Genomic DNA, 20083 nt, shown 5'->3' on the forward strand with positions numbered 1-20083 from the left:
ATAAAAGAGGCAAGTGTTGTACACAGAAAATTAGAAGAAACAAAAATACACTAGACATCGTATAGTAATAAAATAAGTTAGTAACATATGTTACCGACAACATGATTATATATCAGTATAATAATCACATAGAACAGGCACAACCAGTGCTTACAAAAGAGAAAAATGGAGGTTTATTAATATGGCTATGTTTTGTTATCAATGTCAAGAAGCAGCTAATTGCAAAGGTTGTACGGTAAAGGGAGTTTGTGGTAAGACTGAAAGTCTCGCAAAAGCTCAGGACCTGCTAATTTATGTAACTAAAGGAATATCTATATACAGTGTACGTGCTAGAGAGAATGGTATCGTTAATAAAGAAGTAGATGCTTTTATAATGGAAAGTTTATTTGCAACTATAACTAATGCAAATTTTGATAGAAATGTATTTATTAAAAGAATAAGAGAAGGTTTAAGATTAAGGGAAGAAGTAAAAGGTCAGCTTCTTAAAGCTGGAATTAAGTTAAGTGATAAAGGCGAAAATGCTAGTTGGCTTACAAGGATATTTAATACGTTTGGATTTGGCAAAGAGGAGGAATTAAACTTACCCGATGCAGCAGTTTGGTTTTCTAATGACTTAAAAGCATTTGATGAAAAAGCAGGAAAAGTTGGAGTACTCTCAACAGAGAATGAGGATGTAAGATCTTTAAGAGAATTGCTTATTTACGGACTGAAGGGAATGGCTGCGTATGCTAAGCATGCGAGTAGTCTTGGATACAACGATGATGGGCTTCATGCATTCACTCAAAAGGGGTTAGCTTCAACGCTTAACGATAATTTAAGCGTTGATGAACTTGTGGCCTTAGTACTTGAATGTGGTAAGTATGGTGTTGATGCAATGGCTTTACTTGATAAGGCGAACACTACGAGTTACGGGAATCCTGAAATAACAAAAGTTAATATAGGAGTTAAAAATAATCCCGCTATATTAATTAGTGGACATGACTTAAAAGATATGGAAGAGTTATTAAAACAAACGGAGGGCACGGGAGTAGATATATATACTCACAGTGAAATGCTTCCAGCTAACTATTATCCTTCATTTAAAAAGTACAAGCACTTAGTTGGAAATTATGGCAATGCATGGTGGAAACAGAACCAGGAATTTGAAAGCTTCAATGGACCAATACTTATGACTACAAACTGTATTGTAACTCCAAAAGCATCTTATAAAGATAGAATATACACTACAGGATTAACAGGTTTTGAAGGCGTTAAGCATATAGCAGATGGAATAAATGGAAATTCAAAAGATTTTTCTAAAATAATTAAACAGGCTAAAAAATGTGCGGCACCTAAAGAAATTGAAAAAGGTGAAATAGTAGGAGGATTTGCTCATAATCAAGTGATAGCTCTTGCGGACAAAATTGTGGACGCTGTTAAATCTGGAGCAATAAAGAGATTCTTTGTAATGGCAGGCTGCGATGGACGAATGAAAAGCCGTGATTACTACACAGAATTTGCTGAAAAGCTACCAAAGGATGCAGTTATACTTACAGCCGGTTGCGCGAAATATAAATATAACAAGTTAAATTTAGGTGATATTGGTGGAATTCCAAGAGTATTGGATGCAGGACAATGTAATGATTCATACTCATTAGTAGTAATTGCACTTAAACTAAAAGAAGTATTTGAATTAGATGATATAAATGAACTTCCGATTTCTTATAATATTGCATGGTACGAGCAAAAGGCAGTTATAGTATTACTTGCATTACTGCATTTAGGAGTTAAAAATATTCATTTAGGACCAACACTACCAGCATTCCTATCACCAAACGTAGTAAAGGTATTGGTTGACAGCTTTGGTATTGGTGGAATAAGTAATGTAGATGATGATATAAAAATGTTTATGGGAGCATAATTTTAGAATTACCTTTGTTCTTAATATCAGTAATAAAAAGCACTCATTTATGGGTGCTTTTTTAGTTAAATTTATAATTTTCTTATTTTCCTACAATTAGGCAACACTTCTAAGTCAATTATACCATTATGTTCCAAACATATTTAAAGTTATTTTATAATCTTAAATTCATATCCATTTATTTTTAGATAGTCTATAATTTCAGGTAATGCTTTTGCAGTTTCTTCCTTACCATAGGTATCGTGCATTAATACTACTACTTTTTCTTGTGTACTTACAGATTTTTTAAATGCCTCTACTAATTCGGGTGCAGTTTTCTTTTTACCCTCAGCATCGAAAATGTATGCATTCCAATCTATACTATACAGATCTTTTTCTTTTAACTTAGCGTTCAATTCAATCAACTTAGGATCTTTATAGTACACTCTAGACATATAACCACCTGGCATCCTTATTGCTCGGTCATTAAAATCCTGTCCTAAAATATCTTTTAAGATATTGTTAGTTTTCTCAATTTCAGCCATATAAGTACTTACATCAAGTCTGTTATGGGGATATAAGGTTTTCAATGAGTGACTATAACTATGATTTCCTATAGCATGTCCCTCTTTGAAAATTCTTTTTATAATCTCTTTACTCGAATTATTAGATTCTATAAATTTTCCAACTGTAAAGAAGGTCGCTTTTATGTTATTATTTTTTAATACATCTAGTACTTGAGGTGTTACCGTAGTAGACGGCCCATCATCAAAAGTAAGAAATGCCATTTTTTTGCCATCCTTCTCCCCTTTGCAGCTAGCTATGGCCGATATTTTTTGTATATCATAATCAGCTGCAACATTTGCAGCATTAGTGGCATTAGTGGCATTAGCGGCATTAGCGGCTTTCGCCCCTTTAGAAAACCATGTATAGCTTGTATAAAATAAACTGCATAATACAATAAAAAACACTATATTTACAGTGCTACTTGTTGTATTAAAATCATTACTTTTTCTTCTCATAATTCTTTTCTCCCCCTGTTATATCTAACCATTAATTCTAGTACAAAAACTAAATAATCTTCAGCCAATATTTCATCTTTCACATAACCATATGCTTCGAATCCATAAATTATTCTAAAATAAATTATCTTAATTTTAATAAAAATTTATCAAGATTAAGATAATTTATTATGTTGACGTTTTTTTACAGCTATGATAATATATTGTTATAATAAATTAATGGCTATTTAGTTTATATAATATTGTAAACGTATAAAAAGTATTAGTCGAAGTTTACGCAATAGCTAATTTATAAAAAAAAAGGAGCTTTTATAATGAATATCAAAGAATTTTGTGAAAAGTATTCAATAGATAGGTTAGGGACAAACTCCTTAAAATGGGATGCACTAGATAAGCGTTATGGTGATAAAGATTTAATTGCTATGTGGGTTGCAGACATGGAATTTAAAACTCCTGAAGTTGTAGTTGATGCACTGAAGAAAAGAATTCAACACGGAATATTTGGATATTCTTATGTACCTGAATCCTATTATGATGCCTTCATTAAGTGGGAAAAGAATGAACATAATTATGAGATAAATAAAGAATGGATGCGTTTTTCAACTGGTGTTGTTCTTGCCTTATACTGGTTTGTTAATGCTTTTACAAAACCCAATGACTCAGTAATGATTATTACTCCAGTTTATTATCCCTTCCACAATGCGGTAAACGATAATGGAAGAAAATTGATTACATCGGAATTAATTAATACTAACGGAGTATATACTATTGATTTCGAGAATTTTGAAAAGAATATTGTTGAAAACGACGTCAAATTATTTATCCAATGCTCTCCTCATAATCCAGTTGGTAGAGTTTGGACAGAAGAAGAATTGGATAAAGTTTTGTCTATATGTAAAAAACACAATGTACTTGTTGTTTCAGATGAGATTCATCAGGATATTATAGTTGGAAAAAATGTTCAAATTCCAGCAGCGATTGTAAGTTGCGGAAAGTATGCAGATAATCTAATAACAGTTACAGCACCGTCAAAAACTTTCAATCTAGCTGGGTTATTAAATTCCCATATAATCATATCCAATGAAGAAATAAGAGCTAAATATGACGCTTATGCAAAAACTGTTAATCAAACAGAAGTAAATATCATGGGACTCACTGCAGCAGAAGCTGCTTATAGCCATGGAAAAGAGTGGTTAGATTCTTTACTAGATGTAATACGATATAATTATAACTATGTTAAAACCAGACTAAATGAAAAAGCACCAAAAATAATTATTACGCCATTAGAAGGAACCTATCTTGCTTGGTTAGATTTACGAGAATATATAGATCCTAAGGACACAAAAACCTTTATACAGGACAAATGTAGACTTGCTGTTGATTTAGGTGAGTTGTTTAGTAAAGATTGCAAAGGTTTTGTTAGACTCAATATGGCTACTGATCCCAAATATGTTGAAATGGCTGTAGACAACATCATAAAGAATATCAATTCTTTGTAAAAATAGAAGGCGAGGAACACTAATGAAGTTTTTAAAGAATTATAAATTTTCTTTTATCCTCCTTGGGGGAATGTTAGTAGGGTCCATTGTAGGATGGATACTTGGACCAAAAGCTGTACTTCTTACTCCTATAGCAGATGTTTTTCTAAATTTATTATATTGTTGCGTAGTCCCTATGATTTTCGTATCGTTAGTATCTTCCATTGCTAATATGGAGAATTTGCACAAGCTTGGTAAAGTATTATCTATCATGATGGTATTGTTTATTGTAACAGAAATCATAGCCAGCGTTTATATGGCTGTCATCTGTGGGGTGTTTGATCCAGCTCATGGAGCAAATATCGTTATGAATGAAACAGTAAAGGATATGACGAGCAGTAGTAATTTTTTATCGATGTTTACAGTAAATGACTTTTCACTGTTATGGTCAAGAAAAAATTTGATGGCTTTAATTGTTTTTTCTATGTTTTTTGGAGTATCTACTGTTGCTATAGGAGAAAAAGGAAAACCTGTAATGCAATTATTTGACTCACTATCTAGTGTTATTATGAAAATGGTTGGATATGTCATGCTTTTAGCCCCAATAGGACTAGGTGCATTCTTCGCTACTTTGATTGGGCAGTATGGTGATGAAATTGCAGGACCACTATCAAGAGCATTAATAATATATTTTATAGCGGCTCTAATATATTTCTTTTTAGCAAATACTATTTTCGCTTTCATTGGTGATGGAAATAGAGGAATTAGAAATTTTTGGAAACACATTGTTCCGCCAGCTTTAACATCTTTAGGTACGTGCTCTAGTGCTGCAAGTATTCCGAGTAATCTTATTGCCTCAAAAAACATTGGCATTCCAGAAGATATTAAGAATATTACTATTCCTATGGGTTGTAATCTTCATAAAGATGGAGCGTGTTTAATTTCAATTTTAAAAATTGCATTTATGTGTTCTATTTTTAACATTAACTTTCTGGATCCTAAAAACTTATTGACTGCTATTGTAGTATCTGTAGTAGCCTCATCAGTAATGGGTGCAATACCGGCAGGTGGCTATGTTGGAGAAATATTTATTGTAGCTGCTTTTGGATTTCCGGCTGTTTCAATTCCAATTATGGTTTTAATTGGAACAATAACAGACGCACCAGCAACAGCAATTAACGCTACTGGTGATACTGGGGTTGCAATGATTATTTCTCGCATTATTGAAGGTAAAAACTGGGCTGATAAAAAAATTGCCACTAATAAAATATCTCATATAGAAACAGAATCATTTATGTAAGTTAGGAGATAGTACTATAATTCCAGTGAAAATATAACACTTACTGGAATTATATCTCTTCAGTTAAAATTCTATAAAGACAACACTTTGCAATATGCACAAGGCTAAATATAAAGATATTTATGAGGTGAAAAAATGTCATCTAAACTTATACAGAATAAATTAAATAAATATATTCCGTTGGTAGATTTTATTGCTGCGATTTTGGGTAAAAATAGTGAAGTGGCTTTACACGACTTAACAGATTTAGACCATTCTATTATTAGTATAAAAAATAACTATATTTCCAAAAGAGAAGTTGGTGCTCCTGCAACAGATTTAATTTTAAAAATACTAAAAGAAAATTCAAATGAAAAAAATGATTTTATTACTAATTATAACGGAGATAATAAAATAAATAACTCCCTACGTTCGTCAACTTTTTTTATAAGAGATGATGATATGAATTTAATTGGTCTTATATCTGTGAACACTGATGAAACAGCACTTAATACTTTGATGGAAACTGTTTCAAAGGTATATTCTCTTTATAAAAAAGAACCTGAATTAGAACGTAAAGATGATAGTGAATCAGAAAATCTCTCTTCAATCATTGAAGAATTAGCTCAATGTTCAATTAATAAAATAACCTCTGCTAAAGGTATTACTATTGAATATTTAAAACAAGAAGATAAGATTCATATAGTCGAGGAACTTCATCAAAAAGGAATCTTTCTATTAAAAGGTGCCGTTAAACAACTTGCTAAAACATTAGGCTCATCAGAAGCCACCATTTATAGATATGTTCAGAAAATAAAAAACCAAGAATAAGCATTATCGTGCCTTCGCTACACTAATTAGGCAACACTTATAAGTTGTTTTATACCATTATATTACAAATACTGCCTTAAGTTATTTTATAATCTTAAATTCATATCCATTTATTTTTAGATAGTCTATAATTTCAGGTAATGCCTTTGCAGTTTCTTCCTTACCATATGTATCGTGCATTAATACTACTATTTTTTCTTGTGTACCTACATCTTTTTTAAAGGCTTCTACTAATTCGGGGGCAGTTTTGTTTTTACCCTCAGCATCGAAAATATATGCATTCCAATCTATACTATACATATCTTTTTCCTTTAACTTGGCATTCAATTCAGTCAAATTAGGATCATCGTAGTATACTCTAGACATATATCCACCTGGCATTCTCATTGCTCGTGCATTAAAATCTTGTCCTAAAATATCTTTTAAGATATTGTTAGTTTTCTCAAGTTCAGCCATATAAATACTTACATCAAGTCTGTTATGAGGATATAATGTTTTCATTGAATGACTATAGCTATGATTTCCTATAGAATGTCCTTCTTTGGAAATTCTTTTTATAAGCTCTTTACTTGAATTATTAGATTCTATAAGGTTTCCAACAGTAAAGAAGGTTGCTTTTATTTTATTATCTTTTAATACATCTAGTACTTGTGGTGTTACAGTAGTAGATGGGCCATCATCAAAAGTAAGAAACGCGATTTTCTTACCATCTTTCAAGCCTCTACCGCTAGATATATCTGATATTTTTTGTATATCATAATCAGCTGCAGCATTAGCGGCTTTAGTATTTAAATCTTTAGCTTTCTTATCCGATTCGTCTTTTTCCTTTATTTCCTGTGCCTTAGCCTGTAATACCTGATTTTCCTTGGCTTGGACATTCACTTCTGAAACCCATGTATACCCTGTATAAAATAAAGCACATAATATAATAGAAAATACTATAATTACAGTGTTTCTTATTGTCTTAAATTTATTGCTTTTTATTCTCATAATTTTTTTCTCCTTTGTTATATCTAAACATTAATTTTAGTGTAAAACTAATTACTTTTTAACTGATGACTTATAATTTAAAATTCCTTTTGCTATACTATTAGCACATACTTCTTGTCCACTTTCAGATGTTATAAAATTAGCATCTGAAGAATTACTTAAAAAACCTATTTCAATTAATGCGGAAACAGAATTATTAAGCCGTAATACAGCCAATGAGTGTCCATTAGATTCATATTTCAACCCTCTATCGGCGGAGTAATTACTATTACCAAGTTCCTTTTGGATACTTTCAGCAAGTTTTTCACCATCAGTATTAGGAAACCTACACCAGGTTTCTACTCCACGATAGCTAGAGTCAGTAGCAGAATTACAATGTATAGATACAAATGCATCTGCTTTAGCCTCATTTGATACTTTAACTCTTGCTCTAAGATCTAGCTTATTATCAGAGGGCCAGGACACTTTATCAGTAGTTCTTGTATATAACACCTTAATACCATCTTTTTCTAAGAGAGCGCCTACTTTAAGAGCAATTACTAATGTTACATCCTTTTCAAAAATATTCGATGAGTTTGTAGCACCAATATCATATCCGCCATGGCCTGCATCAATACATACTGTAAAATTAGAAGTATTACTCTTTTGCTCGTGGTTATTAATAATCTGTGGATTAGCATTCGCTCCTTTTTTTACTGGATTACTAATAAATAGCAATCCCAAGATTAATAAGAATACAAAGAGTGCTTTTATACTTATTTTCGACAACTTTTTTTTCATAGATTTCCCTTCTTTCTACATTGTTTTTGCTTTTTATCGTTTATCTGATATATTTAATTATAATAGGAGAATATATCAGAAGTTTTTAATAGTTGTAAAGCATATGTAAAGAAAAGAATTATCTAGTTCTAAAAAAATACTCACTTTTAACAAAATAAGATTTTGTTAAAAGTGAGTATTTTGTAAAGAGACATATATAAGAAAAAGCATTCCGAATATGGGATGCCTTTTCTTATTTATGTCACTTACACTAAAGTAGTAAGTTTTATGATTTTATTCCATTTGTTTATTTTCTTACCAACTAGTATTAGATTGAATTATCGCCATTACTCCTATTGAGAAACTGTATATTTTTTTAGTGCTCTCATCAATAGAAATTATTACCTTATTACTAGCTACGTCAGCATCCTCGTATACTAAACTGCATCCAACTGGCTCCTTTACGCTTTTCGGATTTTGATTAACTAACTTTATATTTTTAATATTAGCAATATTATTTTTTAGTATAAATTCTTTTGCTATTTTTTTTGCTTCGGTTATATCAATACTACTGTTTGAAGAAGGTATAATCTCACTATCATAACTGTTAAAATATATACATTCTCCTGTTTTTGAATCTATTTTCATAACATAGCCTGTGTAATTTGTATTTTGTGTTTTCTTTTCTACTCTTGTAAAAAATTCTACATTATATAAACCGTTTTCTAACACAGATTTACTATATTCCAATTGCGTTTTTGAATAATTACTTGGCTTTATCAGCTCTAAATCTTTTTTTAACATTGATGAACTAAAGAACTGAACATTACTTCCAACCTCTGTCAGGTAAAGTTTCACATTAAAATATTTTTCTAAAATTTCTAGAGCTTTTAATTTTGCTCCTTCCTCTGTTAAGATTTTTTTTCCATTCACTATATCTGAAGTAGATATAGTATTTTTATCAAGCTTTATAACTACCAGTTGATTTTTTTTTATGTTACTAAAATCACTACAGGAAGTTAAAAAAATACTAGAAATCAATAATACGAGAAGTATTATTTTATGTTTCATGAAAGGAGTCACCACCTTTACAAGTATTAAATATTAATTTAATTGAAGTTCCCTTATCTATTTCACTTTCAACTACAAAGCATCCACTATGAATATCCAATATCTTTTTACATATTGATAAACCTAATCCGGCACCATTACTTGCCCTAGTTCTTGCTTTATCAACCATATAGAAGGGTTCAAAGATCTTATCTATATGTTCCTTAGCAATCCCTATGCCATGATCTTTTATTTCAACTTCATATTTATATTTGTTAATACCAATGTGAATTTCTGATTTAACCTTAGAAGCTTTTATAGCATTGTCTATAAGATTAGTTAGTAGTACCTTCATTAAATCACGTTGCATCATCATTTCAAAATCATTATCCTCTATTACTAAGCTTATGTTTTTTTCAATAAGTTTTGGAAGCAATGACCCTTTTACTTCAAGAACAATGTTTTTTATGCTTTCATTTTGCATCTTAAACTCTTCTTTTCTTAATAGTATTAAGTCCATTAGCCTAAAAGATAATTCCTCTAACCGCTTTCCTTCTCCATATATATAGCCAAGACCGTCTATAAAAATTTCCTCATTATATTTGGTGGTACGAAGTAAATTTGCATACCCTATTATAGAAGTTAATGGTGTTTTTAATTCATGGGCCAAGTTATCGATGAACCTCTGTTTTTCATTATTATTTCTTTCTAATTCATTTATTTTTTCTTCAACAACCTCAGCCATTGTATTGAAATTTTCTGCCAGCACGCCAAATTCATCTTTAGATTTTATTTCTACCTTTTCTGAAAAGTTTCCTTTAACTATTCTTTTAGTAGCCCCTATAAGATTCTGGATTGGTTTTGTTATATATTTACTTGCAAAATACATAAACGCCATGAAAACTAAAGATACTACTACGTCTAGTTTAAAAAAGAAAACATACTGATTTCCTCTTTCTTTATAAATTCCTGAAATATTTCGCGCATAAGTAAATTTATAGGATTTATTGTTTATATTTATCAAGTTTGATATAAATATATATGATTTATTACCTATATCCTTAATTATATATTGTCTTTTATCTGGTTGAAGTGAATTGATTTCTTCTCTTTTATCAGGAATTTTAAAATTCATATTACTAAACACACTTTTATTATTTGTATCTAAAATCTCTACATAAACATTTTTATCATTGTATTTTTTGTAATAATCATTGATGGCATTAGATAAAATTTCATCATCCGAGCTGGTATTACGGGAATACCTTCTTAAAGTGTCATACACCGGAATACTTAAATTCACTCCTGAATAAATACTCAAATGTTCACTTAAACATCTATCTACTTCTCTTTTTAATGTTTCATTATGAATCTTTTCTATTATTAAAATTCCTGCAAAGCTAAAGGTTAAAATAAATAAAGTCAAAAATAAAATGTATATTCTTTGCCAAAATTTCATCTATTAGTCCTCCAACCTGTAGCCAATTTTATAAACCGTCTTAATATTATCATTTAGGTCTAATTTTTTTCTAATTGAACCTATATGCATATCAACAGTTCTAGTTCCTCCAAAATAATCATATTTCCATACTCTTTCTAATAGTATATCTCTAGTTAATGCTATATTTTTATTTTGCACCAATATACATAATAATTCAAATTCCTTAAGAGTTAAATCTACTATTTTGCCACTTTTTTTTACTATTCTTTCTTTTAAATATATTTTAATATCTTTAAATTCCAAAGCATCATTAGCTTTTCCATATCTTCTAAGAACAGTTTCAATTCTTGCTAACAGTTCTAGAGCCTCAAAGGGCTTTACAATATAATCTTCTGCTCCTAATTTTAATCCAGTTACTTTATCAATAACTGAGTTTTTAGCAGTAAGAAATATAACAGGAATATCTAAATATCTTATTTTATCCATTATAGTAAAACCATCAGCATTTGGAAGCATAACATCCAGTAGTATTAAATCAAAAGGTTCATTTTCAATTATATTAATTGCTTCAAAGCCATCATAAACTTCTTTAGTTTCATAATTTGCTATATTTAAATTTAATCTGATTAAGTTTGATATTGCTAAATCATCTTCTACTATTAGAATCTTTTGTTTCAAACAAATCACCTCCAATAATATTATTGTTTTATTTATTCAAATTTATTAATATAAATAATTAGCAAGTAAAATTATAAACTATTTATATATGAGAAGATTATCCTATATGTAAAGTTGTTGTAAAGTTTTAGATACTTATCTAATAAATTATTATATTTTAATCCTATTGTCTGATATCTACTTTAACTTTTTTCCTTGTATAGGTAAATCTTAAAAGTTTTAATAATATTTATCATCGTTAAAATTAATTGCCGTTTTGACGTTTTTTACAGCTAGAGCAATTGCTAATGTTACATCCTTTTCAAAAATATTCGATGAGTTTGTAGCACCAACATCATATCCGCCATGGCCTGCATCAATACATACTGTAAAATTAGAAGTAATACTCTGTGAATTAGCATTCTCTCCTTTTTTCACCATATTACTAATAAATAGCAATCCCAGGATTAATAAGAATACAAAGAGTGCTTTTATATTTATTTTCAACAACTTTTTTTTCATGGATTTTTACCCTCTTTCTACATTGTCTTGAACTTCATCGTTTATCTGACATATTTGATATGTATCAGAAGGATCTTGTAGTTGTAGCATTTTTCTCTCATATTGATCAATCGTTGCTAATGTTACTATCCACAGCAATGTAATAAAAATTACCTTTTAAATAAAATTTGATTGGAGCCTTTCTGAATATGAACCCAAAAATTTCGAGAAGGGAACTGATCAGAAAAATATGATTCAACCTTAGTCTCATAACTGCCATCTAATACTTTTTCAATATGAAAAACAGGCCATTGTGCTAAGTAACGCCTCTCCTCTCTTGAATAGGTTTTAGCCGGTAGAGCAAGATTCAATATAAACATAGCAAGTATAAATAAAAGCGGCAACATACACATAATATTCTGTATAACGGCAAGTTTTTTTTTGTTACTTATTCTCATATCAATCCTCCTGGTCAAAATCGGAAATATATAAATGGGTTGTAGGTTGAACTAACCATGTATGCCGTGGAAAAAAACATTAGTACACAATAATACACGGTTACTGCTAATTTATAAATATTGTAATGACTTCTTTCAAATACTAACGCCAGTTCCTTAGGCCAAGGTGAAGCCGCAATGATACAAACAATATATAAGATGGCATAAGCTTTTAGCTTCACAATTGCTTGGTTATTAATAAGCGCATTACCTCCTACTCCAGACATGATCCGCAGAAAACCGAGCATATCCGTCAGGTTGGTAAATTCAAAAAGCACCCAGCCTATAACAACAAACAGCAATAAGTATATATGACGGACAACCTTTGGCCATCTTGTCATGCTTTTCTGCAAAAACAATTTTTCTATTAATATTAAAGCTCCAAAATAAAGCCCCCATAAAACAAAATTCCAACTTGCACCATGCCAGAGCCCGGTGAGAAACCATACAATGAACATGTTCCGTATCAGTTTCCACTTACCGACACGGTTTCCACCAAGAGAAATATATACATATTCCTTAAACCATGATCCTAGGGAGATATGCCACCTGCGCCAAAATTCCGAAATACTTTGCGAAATATATGGATACTGGAAGTTTTCCTTGAAACGAAATCCAAACATTTTTCCCAATCCGATAGCCATATCTGAATACCCGCTAAAATCGAAATAAATCTGTAATGTAAAGGCAATAATCCCGGCCCATGCCATGAGCATTGAAACTTCTGTACCTGGCATGGCTTTTACTTCAGACCATAGTAGTCCTATATTATTTGCAAGAAGCATCTTTTTCGCAAGACCACACAGAAAGCGCTGCATCCCGGAATTAAATTTTTTGAAGTTCATGCTCCTGTAAGCTAACTGTGATTCAATGTCTGCATAGTTCACAATAGGCCCTGCCACCAACTGCGGGAACATAGTAATATAAAGGGCAAATAGAATCAGGCTTTTCTGCTGCTTTATTTTTCCCCTATATACATCAATCACATAAGATAGTGTCTGAAAGGTATAAAACGAAATTCCTATGGGAAGCGTTGGTGTTCCAGCATTCAAATTCCAACTACCTATTGTACTTATGATCATGCCGATGTATTTAAAATAAGCGAGACAGCCTAAATTGAGCACCAGGCTTATTATTAAAAAAAGCTTCCTTTTTCGGCTACTGGTATCAGATCTACCTAAGAGAGTGCCTAGACAGTAATTAATCGTTATGGAACCGCACATCAATAACACATAGATAGGTTCTCCCCATGCATAAAAAAACAGGCTTGCAGTCAGCAGGACAATATTCCTAAAGTGCTTTCCTAAGGAATAATATAGAATTACTGTGATAGGCAAAAACGCAAATGTAAAAAACAGACTACTGAATATCATATATCCCTCCGCTATAATTATTTAGAAAGTTTCTTCAACCACAGTTGATAAAATTCTTTCTTGAAATGAACACCATCTTCCGCAAATAAATTGGGATTTTCCTTTGCCAATGCTCCTATGTCTATATAATTAACTGATAACTTGCCCGCTAACTCCTTTAAAAGCTTGTTATATTCATCTACATTTTTATAGCGGGGTTCTAGTTTTAATGCCTCCTGTGTTACAGGTGTTATGGACTGGATATATATCTTACAATTGGGCTGTTCTTCCTTTATCTTGTTAATCAGTTTTGTTAAATCATTTCTGAATAATTCTTTAGGATCCTTCACAGGCATGAACAGGTCATCCGATCCCAACATGATAAAGACGTTGTCCGGTTTCTTTTTAGTCAAGCCATCAATTTTATCATACGTAAACCCGGCTGTGGCTCCTGCCCCAGCTATTACACTTTCTTTAGGAAGAATTTCATTGATGACAAAACCTTCGGTAATGGAATCTCCGATAAACACATTGTTCTTAGACTTAGCTGTAACATCCTTTGCAGCATTTGTATTCCCGCAGGCAGTCATACCTATCAAAAGAATACCCATAAGGAAACTAATAATTAATTTTTTCATAAAAATACCTCTTTTCTTTATTTCATAAACTTATATTACAATAGTAAAATGCAGAACAGGTGCAGATAAGATAGAGTTCGGATATTATTTCTTTCTAATTTTTTGCAGAACAAAAGCCATGAAGTACCCTTCATAGCTTTTTCGTCAGTAAAATATTAATTTTTTTGAATAAAAGTATCTTAAAGAAGGCATATATCTTTCTCTGAAGATATAATCAATGATTTATGGTTGGACCGGTAGAGAAAAGAAAAAACGGACGCCATCTTTCGTATTTTCCACACCATAAATTGCATGATGAAGCTCCAATATCCCCTTGGATATGGAAAGTCCAAGACCCGTACCTGCTTTGGATGTCCGTGCCTCCACACGGTAGAATTGGTCCCATATCTTTTTCCTGTCTTCCTCTAATATCGGCTTCCCCTGATTTTCTATGCTGATTTCTGCTGTCTCTCCATTGCAGCTTATAGCAATTACGATTGCATATCCATTCTCCGTATTCCGGATTGCATTACTGAGAAAATTAGTAATAACGCGACTGATTAGCCATTTATGCCCCACTACAATTTTAGGGCAAAGTCTTAATATAAGAGAGATATTTTTCTCCTGTATTTGCTCAGCCAGGGACTTGCATACTTCGGTAATTGCTTTATCCATTTCAAAAGGAGCTAATTCAGGCTTATAGGTACCAGATTCAAATTTAGCTAGATCCAACATGTTTACAACCAGCAAGTCCATCCGTTGTATTTCATCTTCCATCGCCTGTAAGTAATGTTCCCTTTTTTCAGCTGCAATTCCGTCTTTAAAAATAGACAGACAACTTTTCATAACCGCAAGAGGCGTTTTCAGCTCATGAGATACACCTGCAATAAATTCCTTTCGTATAGTTTCTAATTTTCTCTCTTTATCAAGATCCTGTTTAAGCTGACCAATATATACTTCCATCTGGTTCGACAGATAATTAATATTTTGGGATAACTGACCAATTTCATCGGCGGAACGCACCGGCAGTTTTTCCGTAAAATCCATGTTTGCTATTTTCTCTGTGACCTGGTTGATGGATATCAGAGGTTTCGCCAGCCACTTAGAAAAAATAAATGCCAAGAATATAACACACAGAAATGTAAATCCAAAAAAGTAAGGATAGAATTGCTGTATAACCGATATTGCTTCATCTACCGGCTGAAGAGATGTCATAGCAAAAATATATCCCGTTACCCCATTTTCAACAACCGGTTTAATAATTATCTTATATTCCACAAGATTTTCTGTTGCACTAAATTCTTCTGTACCCTGAAGAGGTTTCGCATTATTAGCTAGCAAACCGGCTTGAAATTCTTTTATCTGTTTCAAAAAATAAAGTTCATGGTAGGGAAACGAAATATCCAACCCTCGTTCGGGAAATGCAGTCTTCGTTATCTTTCCCCTCAATACGTCAGTTACAAGGTGACTATACGCTTTATCAGCATTAGGACCATTCAGCTTGTTTGCAATATTTAAATTTACGACGCCCGTTGAATTAGTATTTATCATATAAGGTATCTTTTCATCTGCTATATTAACTGTATCAATAATCACCTCATCGCCGACCTTAAATGAAGCGAGTACATCAGAAGAATATTCTCCTTCAAAGGAGTACATTGGTATCCGCAAAGTACCCTGAGATTCATTTTTCAATTTCACTTCGAGATAGTAATTTTCCACATCGCCGATACGACCATTTTTGTCCATTTTTGTAATCCAGATTTGGTTATTCTTATATATTTCACCAGATGCTGCTTCCGCTCCTTTTTTCGCTACTATATCTGGGTACTCCTTCATATACATTTCGAGAGTATCCAATTTCTCATTAATATAATATTTCTTAAAAAAGTAATTTTGCGTTATTCCAATGAATAAAAACATAGTAGATAATAATAGAACTGTTAGCACAAACCATTTAAAAACAATACTTTTTTTCATAGCTGCCCCTCTTCGAATTTATATCCCGAGCGGATAACCGTAACAATGTAGCAGCCTTTACTTCCAAGCTTAGCACGCAGGTTTCTGATATGGCTGTTCATTGTCTTTTCATCACCATAAAAATCATAACCCCATATTTTAGCTATTAATTGTTCTCTGGTAATTACAATCCCTCTATTTTGCATTAAGTAAGCTAGAATCTCAAATTCTGTATGAGTCAAATTAATAGTATTACAATCAATAGAAACAAGTCTTGACCCCATATTTATAACAATACCGCCGGCTGACGTCAACATTCCATCCATAGTACCTGGGTATTTTTCAAGAAATCGTTTCACTTTTGCCATTAGAACCAGAGGACTATATGGTTTGATCAGATAATCATCCGCTCCCAACTCATATCCCAGAAGAGAATCATCCTCATCTGAACGTGCAGTCAAAATGATTATAGGGATACTGGAATTTTTCCGTATTCTACGGCATACTGACCAGCCGTCAATCTTCGGCAGAACAATATCTAGTATAACTAAATCAACAGAATTTAATTGAAATAGCTCTAAAGCTTTTTCCCCATCTTCGGCCTCTAATACCTGATATCCATACTCAATTAGATAGTCAATTATCACTTCACGTAAAATATCTTCATCTTCAACAACCAATATTTTATTCATCCCATACCTCCATTTGTGTCATTACAAGTAAAATCTTTTGCATTTACACATTTAGTCTTATTATACTGGGGTGCAGCCAACATTTCCGACAAAACCCACGCTAAGGAATAAAATGTATGGTTTTTTAATAATTCGCCCCCGTTAAGCTATAGTGAATCCGCATATGCAATATTGAGTATTTAGTCTATTATCATCTGCGTAATATCCCATTTTAATTCATTACTTATTATTTTCAGAATAAAATTTTAGAGATTCTCCAATAAATTTAACTGCGCCATTACCATATTTCTTATCTACAACATTCATATCTTTATTGGCACTTGATAAATAAATATCAGCCATGTTGGATAAAAAAACATTGTTTATACCTATATCTAAATGTATTTATAGCTGAAGAAACTATACGCTCTAAAGTTTCTTCAGTAGTAGACTCAATTTTTATTTCGTAAAACCTTTTATATAGTTGTTGCTTTAAATACTCAATATCATCATTAACAGGTAAAACTATTTGTATAAGCTATTCTTTAATTGATTCCATATCATTTTTACTATATTCACGAAAGCAAAGTTCTTCTCGAATTTGCTTCTTATGAAAAAAAGCATTTCTGCTATTAAAATCGTAATTTAAATAAGTTTTTCCATCAATTTTAAGTTGTTTTGCAATGAACTCAATACTTTTTTCTGACACTGCTTCTTTACTCTCAGGAAATTTACCGTAATTTTGTAAATATTTATACAGCACTGCAAATCCTATTTTTGCCTCATTTGATTTATTATAAACTAATTGGAGCTCTCTTAGGTTTAAATTAAAATCTTTTATCATATGTGCCCTACCTTTAAAAGTTCCTATAAGTACAAGAGTAGGAACTTATTTTAAGAGTAGCTTACCATATGAATCTAAAATACTCAATAAAATGCTTTAAATACACCTAAGTTCAAGTTCCAAAATAAGATTCGGAACTTTTAATTAAAGCTTAGGTTAGTTATTACCACATTTAGGAATCGAGTTTTCAGTACAGGACAGCTATGTTCTTTATACCCCGTATAAGAAGGAATATACAATATGCCATAGAATAATAACTAAAATACAAAAAAGGAGTGACTATCATGCCGAAAGAAGAAAAAGAGTTTTTTAATCCAAATAAGTCAGGCTGGAACCGGCCAAAAGGTTATCCAGAAGGAGTATTGGAACTAATAGTTACTCAGGATAAAAAGACGAGTGAGTTTACTAGACTTCTAAAATTTGCGCCAGGAACAGAGACAACAAATATTCTGATTCACGAGTGTTGGGAAGAAGTTTATATTATTGAAGGTGGTTTGATTTGCGGAGAACAAACATTTACTAAAGGAATGGTTGCAGTTCGTCCACCAGGCATGCAGCATGGACCTTTTAAAGCTCCTGTAGGTGCTTTGACTTACGAAGTTCACTATCGACGTTCAAACGATTAGTAATATAAATACCACGTCATTTATTGTATATGAACATCTAGCCTATAGACCCAAAGTGAATGTAACTCAATCACTATTGTGTTACGTTCAGAATATCATATGTTAAAAACCCACATCATAATCGATATGGGTTAATTGTAATCATCTCAATAATAGACTATAGATTTCTTATTATATTTACTATGGTTAATTTTTTAAATTTTCAAAGAACTCCGCCTAGGGGGTAGTAACCACAAAATGCGGATTTTATACATTAATACATATATTACCAAAGCACCGATATACTCAAAGAATTTTTTGAATATATCGGTGCTTTAATTACTCTAAAACATATTTCAAACATATTCCTAGAAAATGAAAAAGGTAGGATTTTAGTCATACTATATGAAAATTGTGAATTAAAATATTTTCACATTACGTTAATTATTTAGCGTCATTTAATTCAATAATATAGTTACCGGCTACTGCTGAAGCCAAAAACAACACCACAACATCTAATCCACTCCGTAATAACATTTGAGGCATAGCACCTTTCGTTATTAAGCCAATAAAGCTATTAAAAATCATCCAATTCACACCTATAGTTGCTATGAACCTTAATGGTACACCTATACCACACTGCCTTTTTTCGAATACTAACAAAGGATACAAAATCACATAAACATAACCCATCAGTATTCCAAAGAAACCTGTCCATATATAGCACGGAACTGGATATGTAGCACTGTCACTGCTTATAAGACCGCTTTCATAACCAATTGTTCTCTCCACAAAAATAGTAATTGCAATAATAGCAATGGTTTTTATGCATTTCGTCATTTGTAATTTACTAATTGGTTTAATTTTCTTACTTTCACTTAATGTAAAATAAGCAATTGCCACACATAACAATATTGCAGGTAGACCATCTCCTATTCCCATTATAAGCTGATACTTAACAAAACCGAGTCCCCAATTTGAAAAAAGAGACCCCTCAACTACTATCTCTTGCATTCCAAATAAGTAAATCATTGCGAAGGCTATCCCAAATCTAATCCCTATTTGTAATTTAGGCGCATCTGCTCTCACGCCTATGTATCTTACCACCATTACACACTGTATAAATAGCAGAATGAAATAAAATATTGCTACGGTAGGAAACCCAAAGCATTTAACAAAAATACTATCAAACTGCGCAACATCTACAGAAGTGGGCAAAAGTGCATGAACAATAATCGCAAAAAGTGCAGAAAATAGAATGAGAACAGTATTTATTATAATTAATCGCTTTGTACTTATACATTTTGTATCCATCTAATTTCCCCCATATACATTTAAAAATAAATAATTCTAACTTCGGACTTTTATACTGTTGCGACACAAAACATTTATTTAATTATACTCTTATTACCGTTACTTAACGAGTAAAGTATTTATATTTATGGGGTTTTAATTTCCTTAAGTACGAAATATCATTTTTGCGTATGCTATCACATAAAGCAGAGACATGGCTAGAATGATCTGCCATTAAGATTTAAATGAGAATAAGTTGAGCAGAAATGTTTATGGTAAAGCATATTTTCCTTACATTTATTAGGTTGCAGGTGCGATCCCAGTGTGAAATATGGAAGCGTATGCGGACAGATTTTAC

Annotated in this window: 19 protein-coding genes and 1 pseudogene; 5 read left to right on the forward strand and 15 right to left on the reverse strand. The window is 31.7% G+C overall.

Annotation, left to right across the window (positions count from 1 at the left end; genetic code table 11):
- Nucleotides 1-181 precede the first annotated feature (181 nt).
- Nucleotides 182-1900: a hydroxylamine reductase gene (hcp, locus tag ACWJJT_RS05825; RefSeq protein WP_462956345.1), complete on the forward strand. Its 1719-nt coding sequence runs from the start codon at nt 182-184 to the stop codon at nt 1898-1900.
- 149 nt (nt 1901-2049) lie between these two features.
- Here the strand turns inward: hcp and ACWJJT_RS05830 are convergent, their stop codons facing one another.
- A complete protein-coding gene (locus ACWJJT_RS05830) occupies nt 2050-2901 on the reverse strand; it encodes a polysaccharide deacetylase family protein (RefSeq protein WP_216303523.1) in 852 nt (283 codons plus the stop codon).
- A gap of 314 nt (nt 2902-3215) precedes the next feature.
- Between ACWJJT_RS05830 and ACWJJT_RS05835 the strand changes: the two genes are divergently transcribed.
- From ACWJJT_RS05835 to ACWJJT_RS05845, 3 genes are all read left to right on the forward strand, one after another.
- Complete coding sequence (locus ACWJJT_RS05835; protein WP_216303524.1) at nt 3216-4400, forward strand: MalY/PatB family protein; 1185 nt, start codon at nt 3216-3218, stop codon at nt 4398-4400.
- 22 nt (nt 4401-4422) lie between these two features.
- Nucleotides 4423-5679 (forward strand): dicarboxylate/amino acid:cation symporter, encoded by a 1257-nt coding sequence (locus ACWJJT_RS05840; RefSeq protein ID WP_216303525.1) that lies wholly within the window; start codon nt 4423-4425, stop codon nt 5677-5679.
- Between the two features lie 135 nt (nt 5680-5814).
- On the forward strand, nt 5815-6489 hold the full coding sequence (locus ACWJJT_RS05845; protein WP_220286609.1) for a helix-turn-helix transcriptional regulator: 675 nt from the start codon (nt 5815-5817) through the stop codon (nt 6487-6489).
- 81 nt (nt 6490-6570) lie between these two features.
- On the opposite strand, the gene ACWJJT_RS05850 is transcribed toward ACWJJT_RS05845, so the two are convergent.
- From ACWJJT_RS05850 to ACWJJT_RS05910, 13 genes and pseudogenes are all read right to left on the reverse strand, one after another.
- A complete protein-coding gene (locus ACWJJT_RS05850) occupies nt 6571-7479 on the reverse strand; it encodes a polysaccharide deacetylase family protein (protein WP_462956346.1) in 909 nt (302 codons plus the stop codon).
- A gap of 51 nt (nt 7480-7530) precedes the next feature.
- Nucleotides 7531-8259: an N-acetylmuramoyl-L-alanine amidase family protein gene (locus ACWJJT_RS05855; RefSeq protein ID WP_462956347.1), complete on the reverse strand. Its 729-nt coding sequence runs from the start codon at nt 8257-8259 to the stop codon at nt 7531-7533.
- 294 nt (nt 8260-8553) lie between these two features.
- Nucleotides 8554-9309, reverse strand: coding sequence for a hypothetical protein (locus ACWJJT_RS05860; RefSeq protein ID WP_220286606.1), 756 nt, complete (start codon nt 9307-9309; stop codon nt 8554-8556).
- Entirely contained in the window at nt 9299-10747 is a 1449-nt protein-coding gene (locus ACWJJT_RS05865; RefSeq protein WP_462956348.1) for a HAMP domain-containing sensor histidine kinase, read from the reverse strand. Before ACWJJT_RS05865 ends, ACWJJT_RS05860 begins: the two co-directional genes overlap by 11 nt.
- 3 nt (nt 10748-10750) lie before the next feature.
- Complete coding sequence (locus tag ACWJJT_RS05870) at nt 10751-11407, reverse strand: response regulator transcription factor (protein WP_462956349.1); 657 nt, start codon at nt 11405-11407, stop codon at nt 10751-10753.
- A 219-nt stretch (nt 11408-11626) separates the two neighbouring features.
- Nucleotides 11627-11908 carry an N-acetylmuramoyl-L-alanine amidase gene (locus ACWJJT_RS05875; protein WP_462956350.1) on the reverse strand — a complete coding sequence of 94 codons (282 nt, stop codon included), beginning with the start codon at nt 11906-11908 and terminating at the stop codon, nt 11627-11629.
- Between the two features lie 149 nt (nt 11909-12057).
- Entirely contained in the window at nt 12058-12345 is a 288-nt protein-coding gene (locus tag ACWJJT_RS05880; protein WP_462956351.1) for a DHHW family protein, read from the reverse strand.
- A 14-nt stretch (nt 12346-12359) separates the two neighbouring features.
- Entirely contained in the window at nt 12360-13757 is a 1398-nt protein-coding gene (locus tag ACWJJT_RS05885) for an MBOAT family O-acyltransferase (RefSeq protein ID WP_462956352.1), read from the reverse strand.
- A gap of 17 nt (nt 13758-13774) precedes the next feature.
- Nucleotides 13775-14374, reverse strand: a complete 600-nt coding sequence (locus ACWJJT_RS05890) for a GDSL-type esterase/lipase family protein (RefSeq protein WP_462956353.1) — start codon at nt 14372-14374, stop codon at nt 13775-13777.
- A gap of 222 nt (nt 14375-14596) precedes the next feature.
- A complete protein-coding gene (locus tag ACWJJT_RS05895) occupies nt 14597-16333 on the reverse strand; it encodes a sensor histidine kinase (protein WP_216303538.1) in 1737 nt (578 codons plus the stop codon).
- The gene (locus ACWJJT_RS05900) at nt 16330-17004 is read right to left on the reverse strand and encodes a response regulator transcription factor (protein ID WP_216303539.1); all 675 of its coding nucleotides are present in this window, start codon (nt 17002-17004) and stop codon (nt 16330-16332) included. The genes ACWJJT_RS05895 and ACWJJT_RS05900 overlap by 4 nt, the downstream gene beginning before the upstream one ends.
- Nucleotides 17005-17223: 219 nt before the next feature.
- A pseudogene (locus ACWJJT_RS05905) lies at nt 17224-17358 on the reverse strand (MerR family transcriptional regulator); the annotation flags it as partial.
- A gap of 163 nt (nt 17359-17521) precedes the next feature.
- Nucleotides 17522-17827: a DUF4158 domain-containing protein gene (locus ACWJJT_RS05910; RefSeq protein WP_220286602.1), complete on the reverse strand. Its 306-nt coding sequence runs from the start codon at nt 17825-17827 to the stop codon at nt 17522-17524.
- A gap of 284 nt (nt 17828-18111) precedes the next feature.
- Here ACWJJT_RS05910 and ACWJJT_RS05915 point away from each other — a divergent pair, with 284 nt between their 5' ends.
- Nucleotides 18112-18453, forward strand: a complete 342-nt coding sequence (locus ACWJJT_RS05915) for a cupin domain-containing protein (protein WP_216303541.1) — start codon at nt 18112-18114, stop codon at nt 18451-18453.
- A gap of 423 nt (nt 18454-18876) precedes the next feature.
- On the opposite strand, the gene ACWJJT_RS05920 is transcribed toward ACWJJT_RS05915, so the two are convergent.
- On the reverse strand, nt 18877-19746 hold the full coding sequence (locus ACWJJT_RS05920) for a hypothetical protein (RefSeq protein ID WP_216303542.1): 870 nt from the start codon (nt 19744-19746) through the stop codon (nt 18877-18879).
- Between the last annotated feature and the right edge of the window lie 337 nt (nt 19747-20083).

Source organism: Clostridium sp. CM041 (assembly GCF_055081035.1).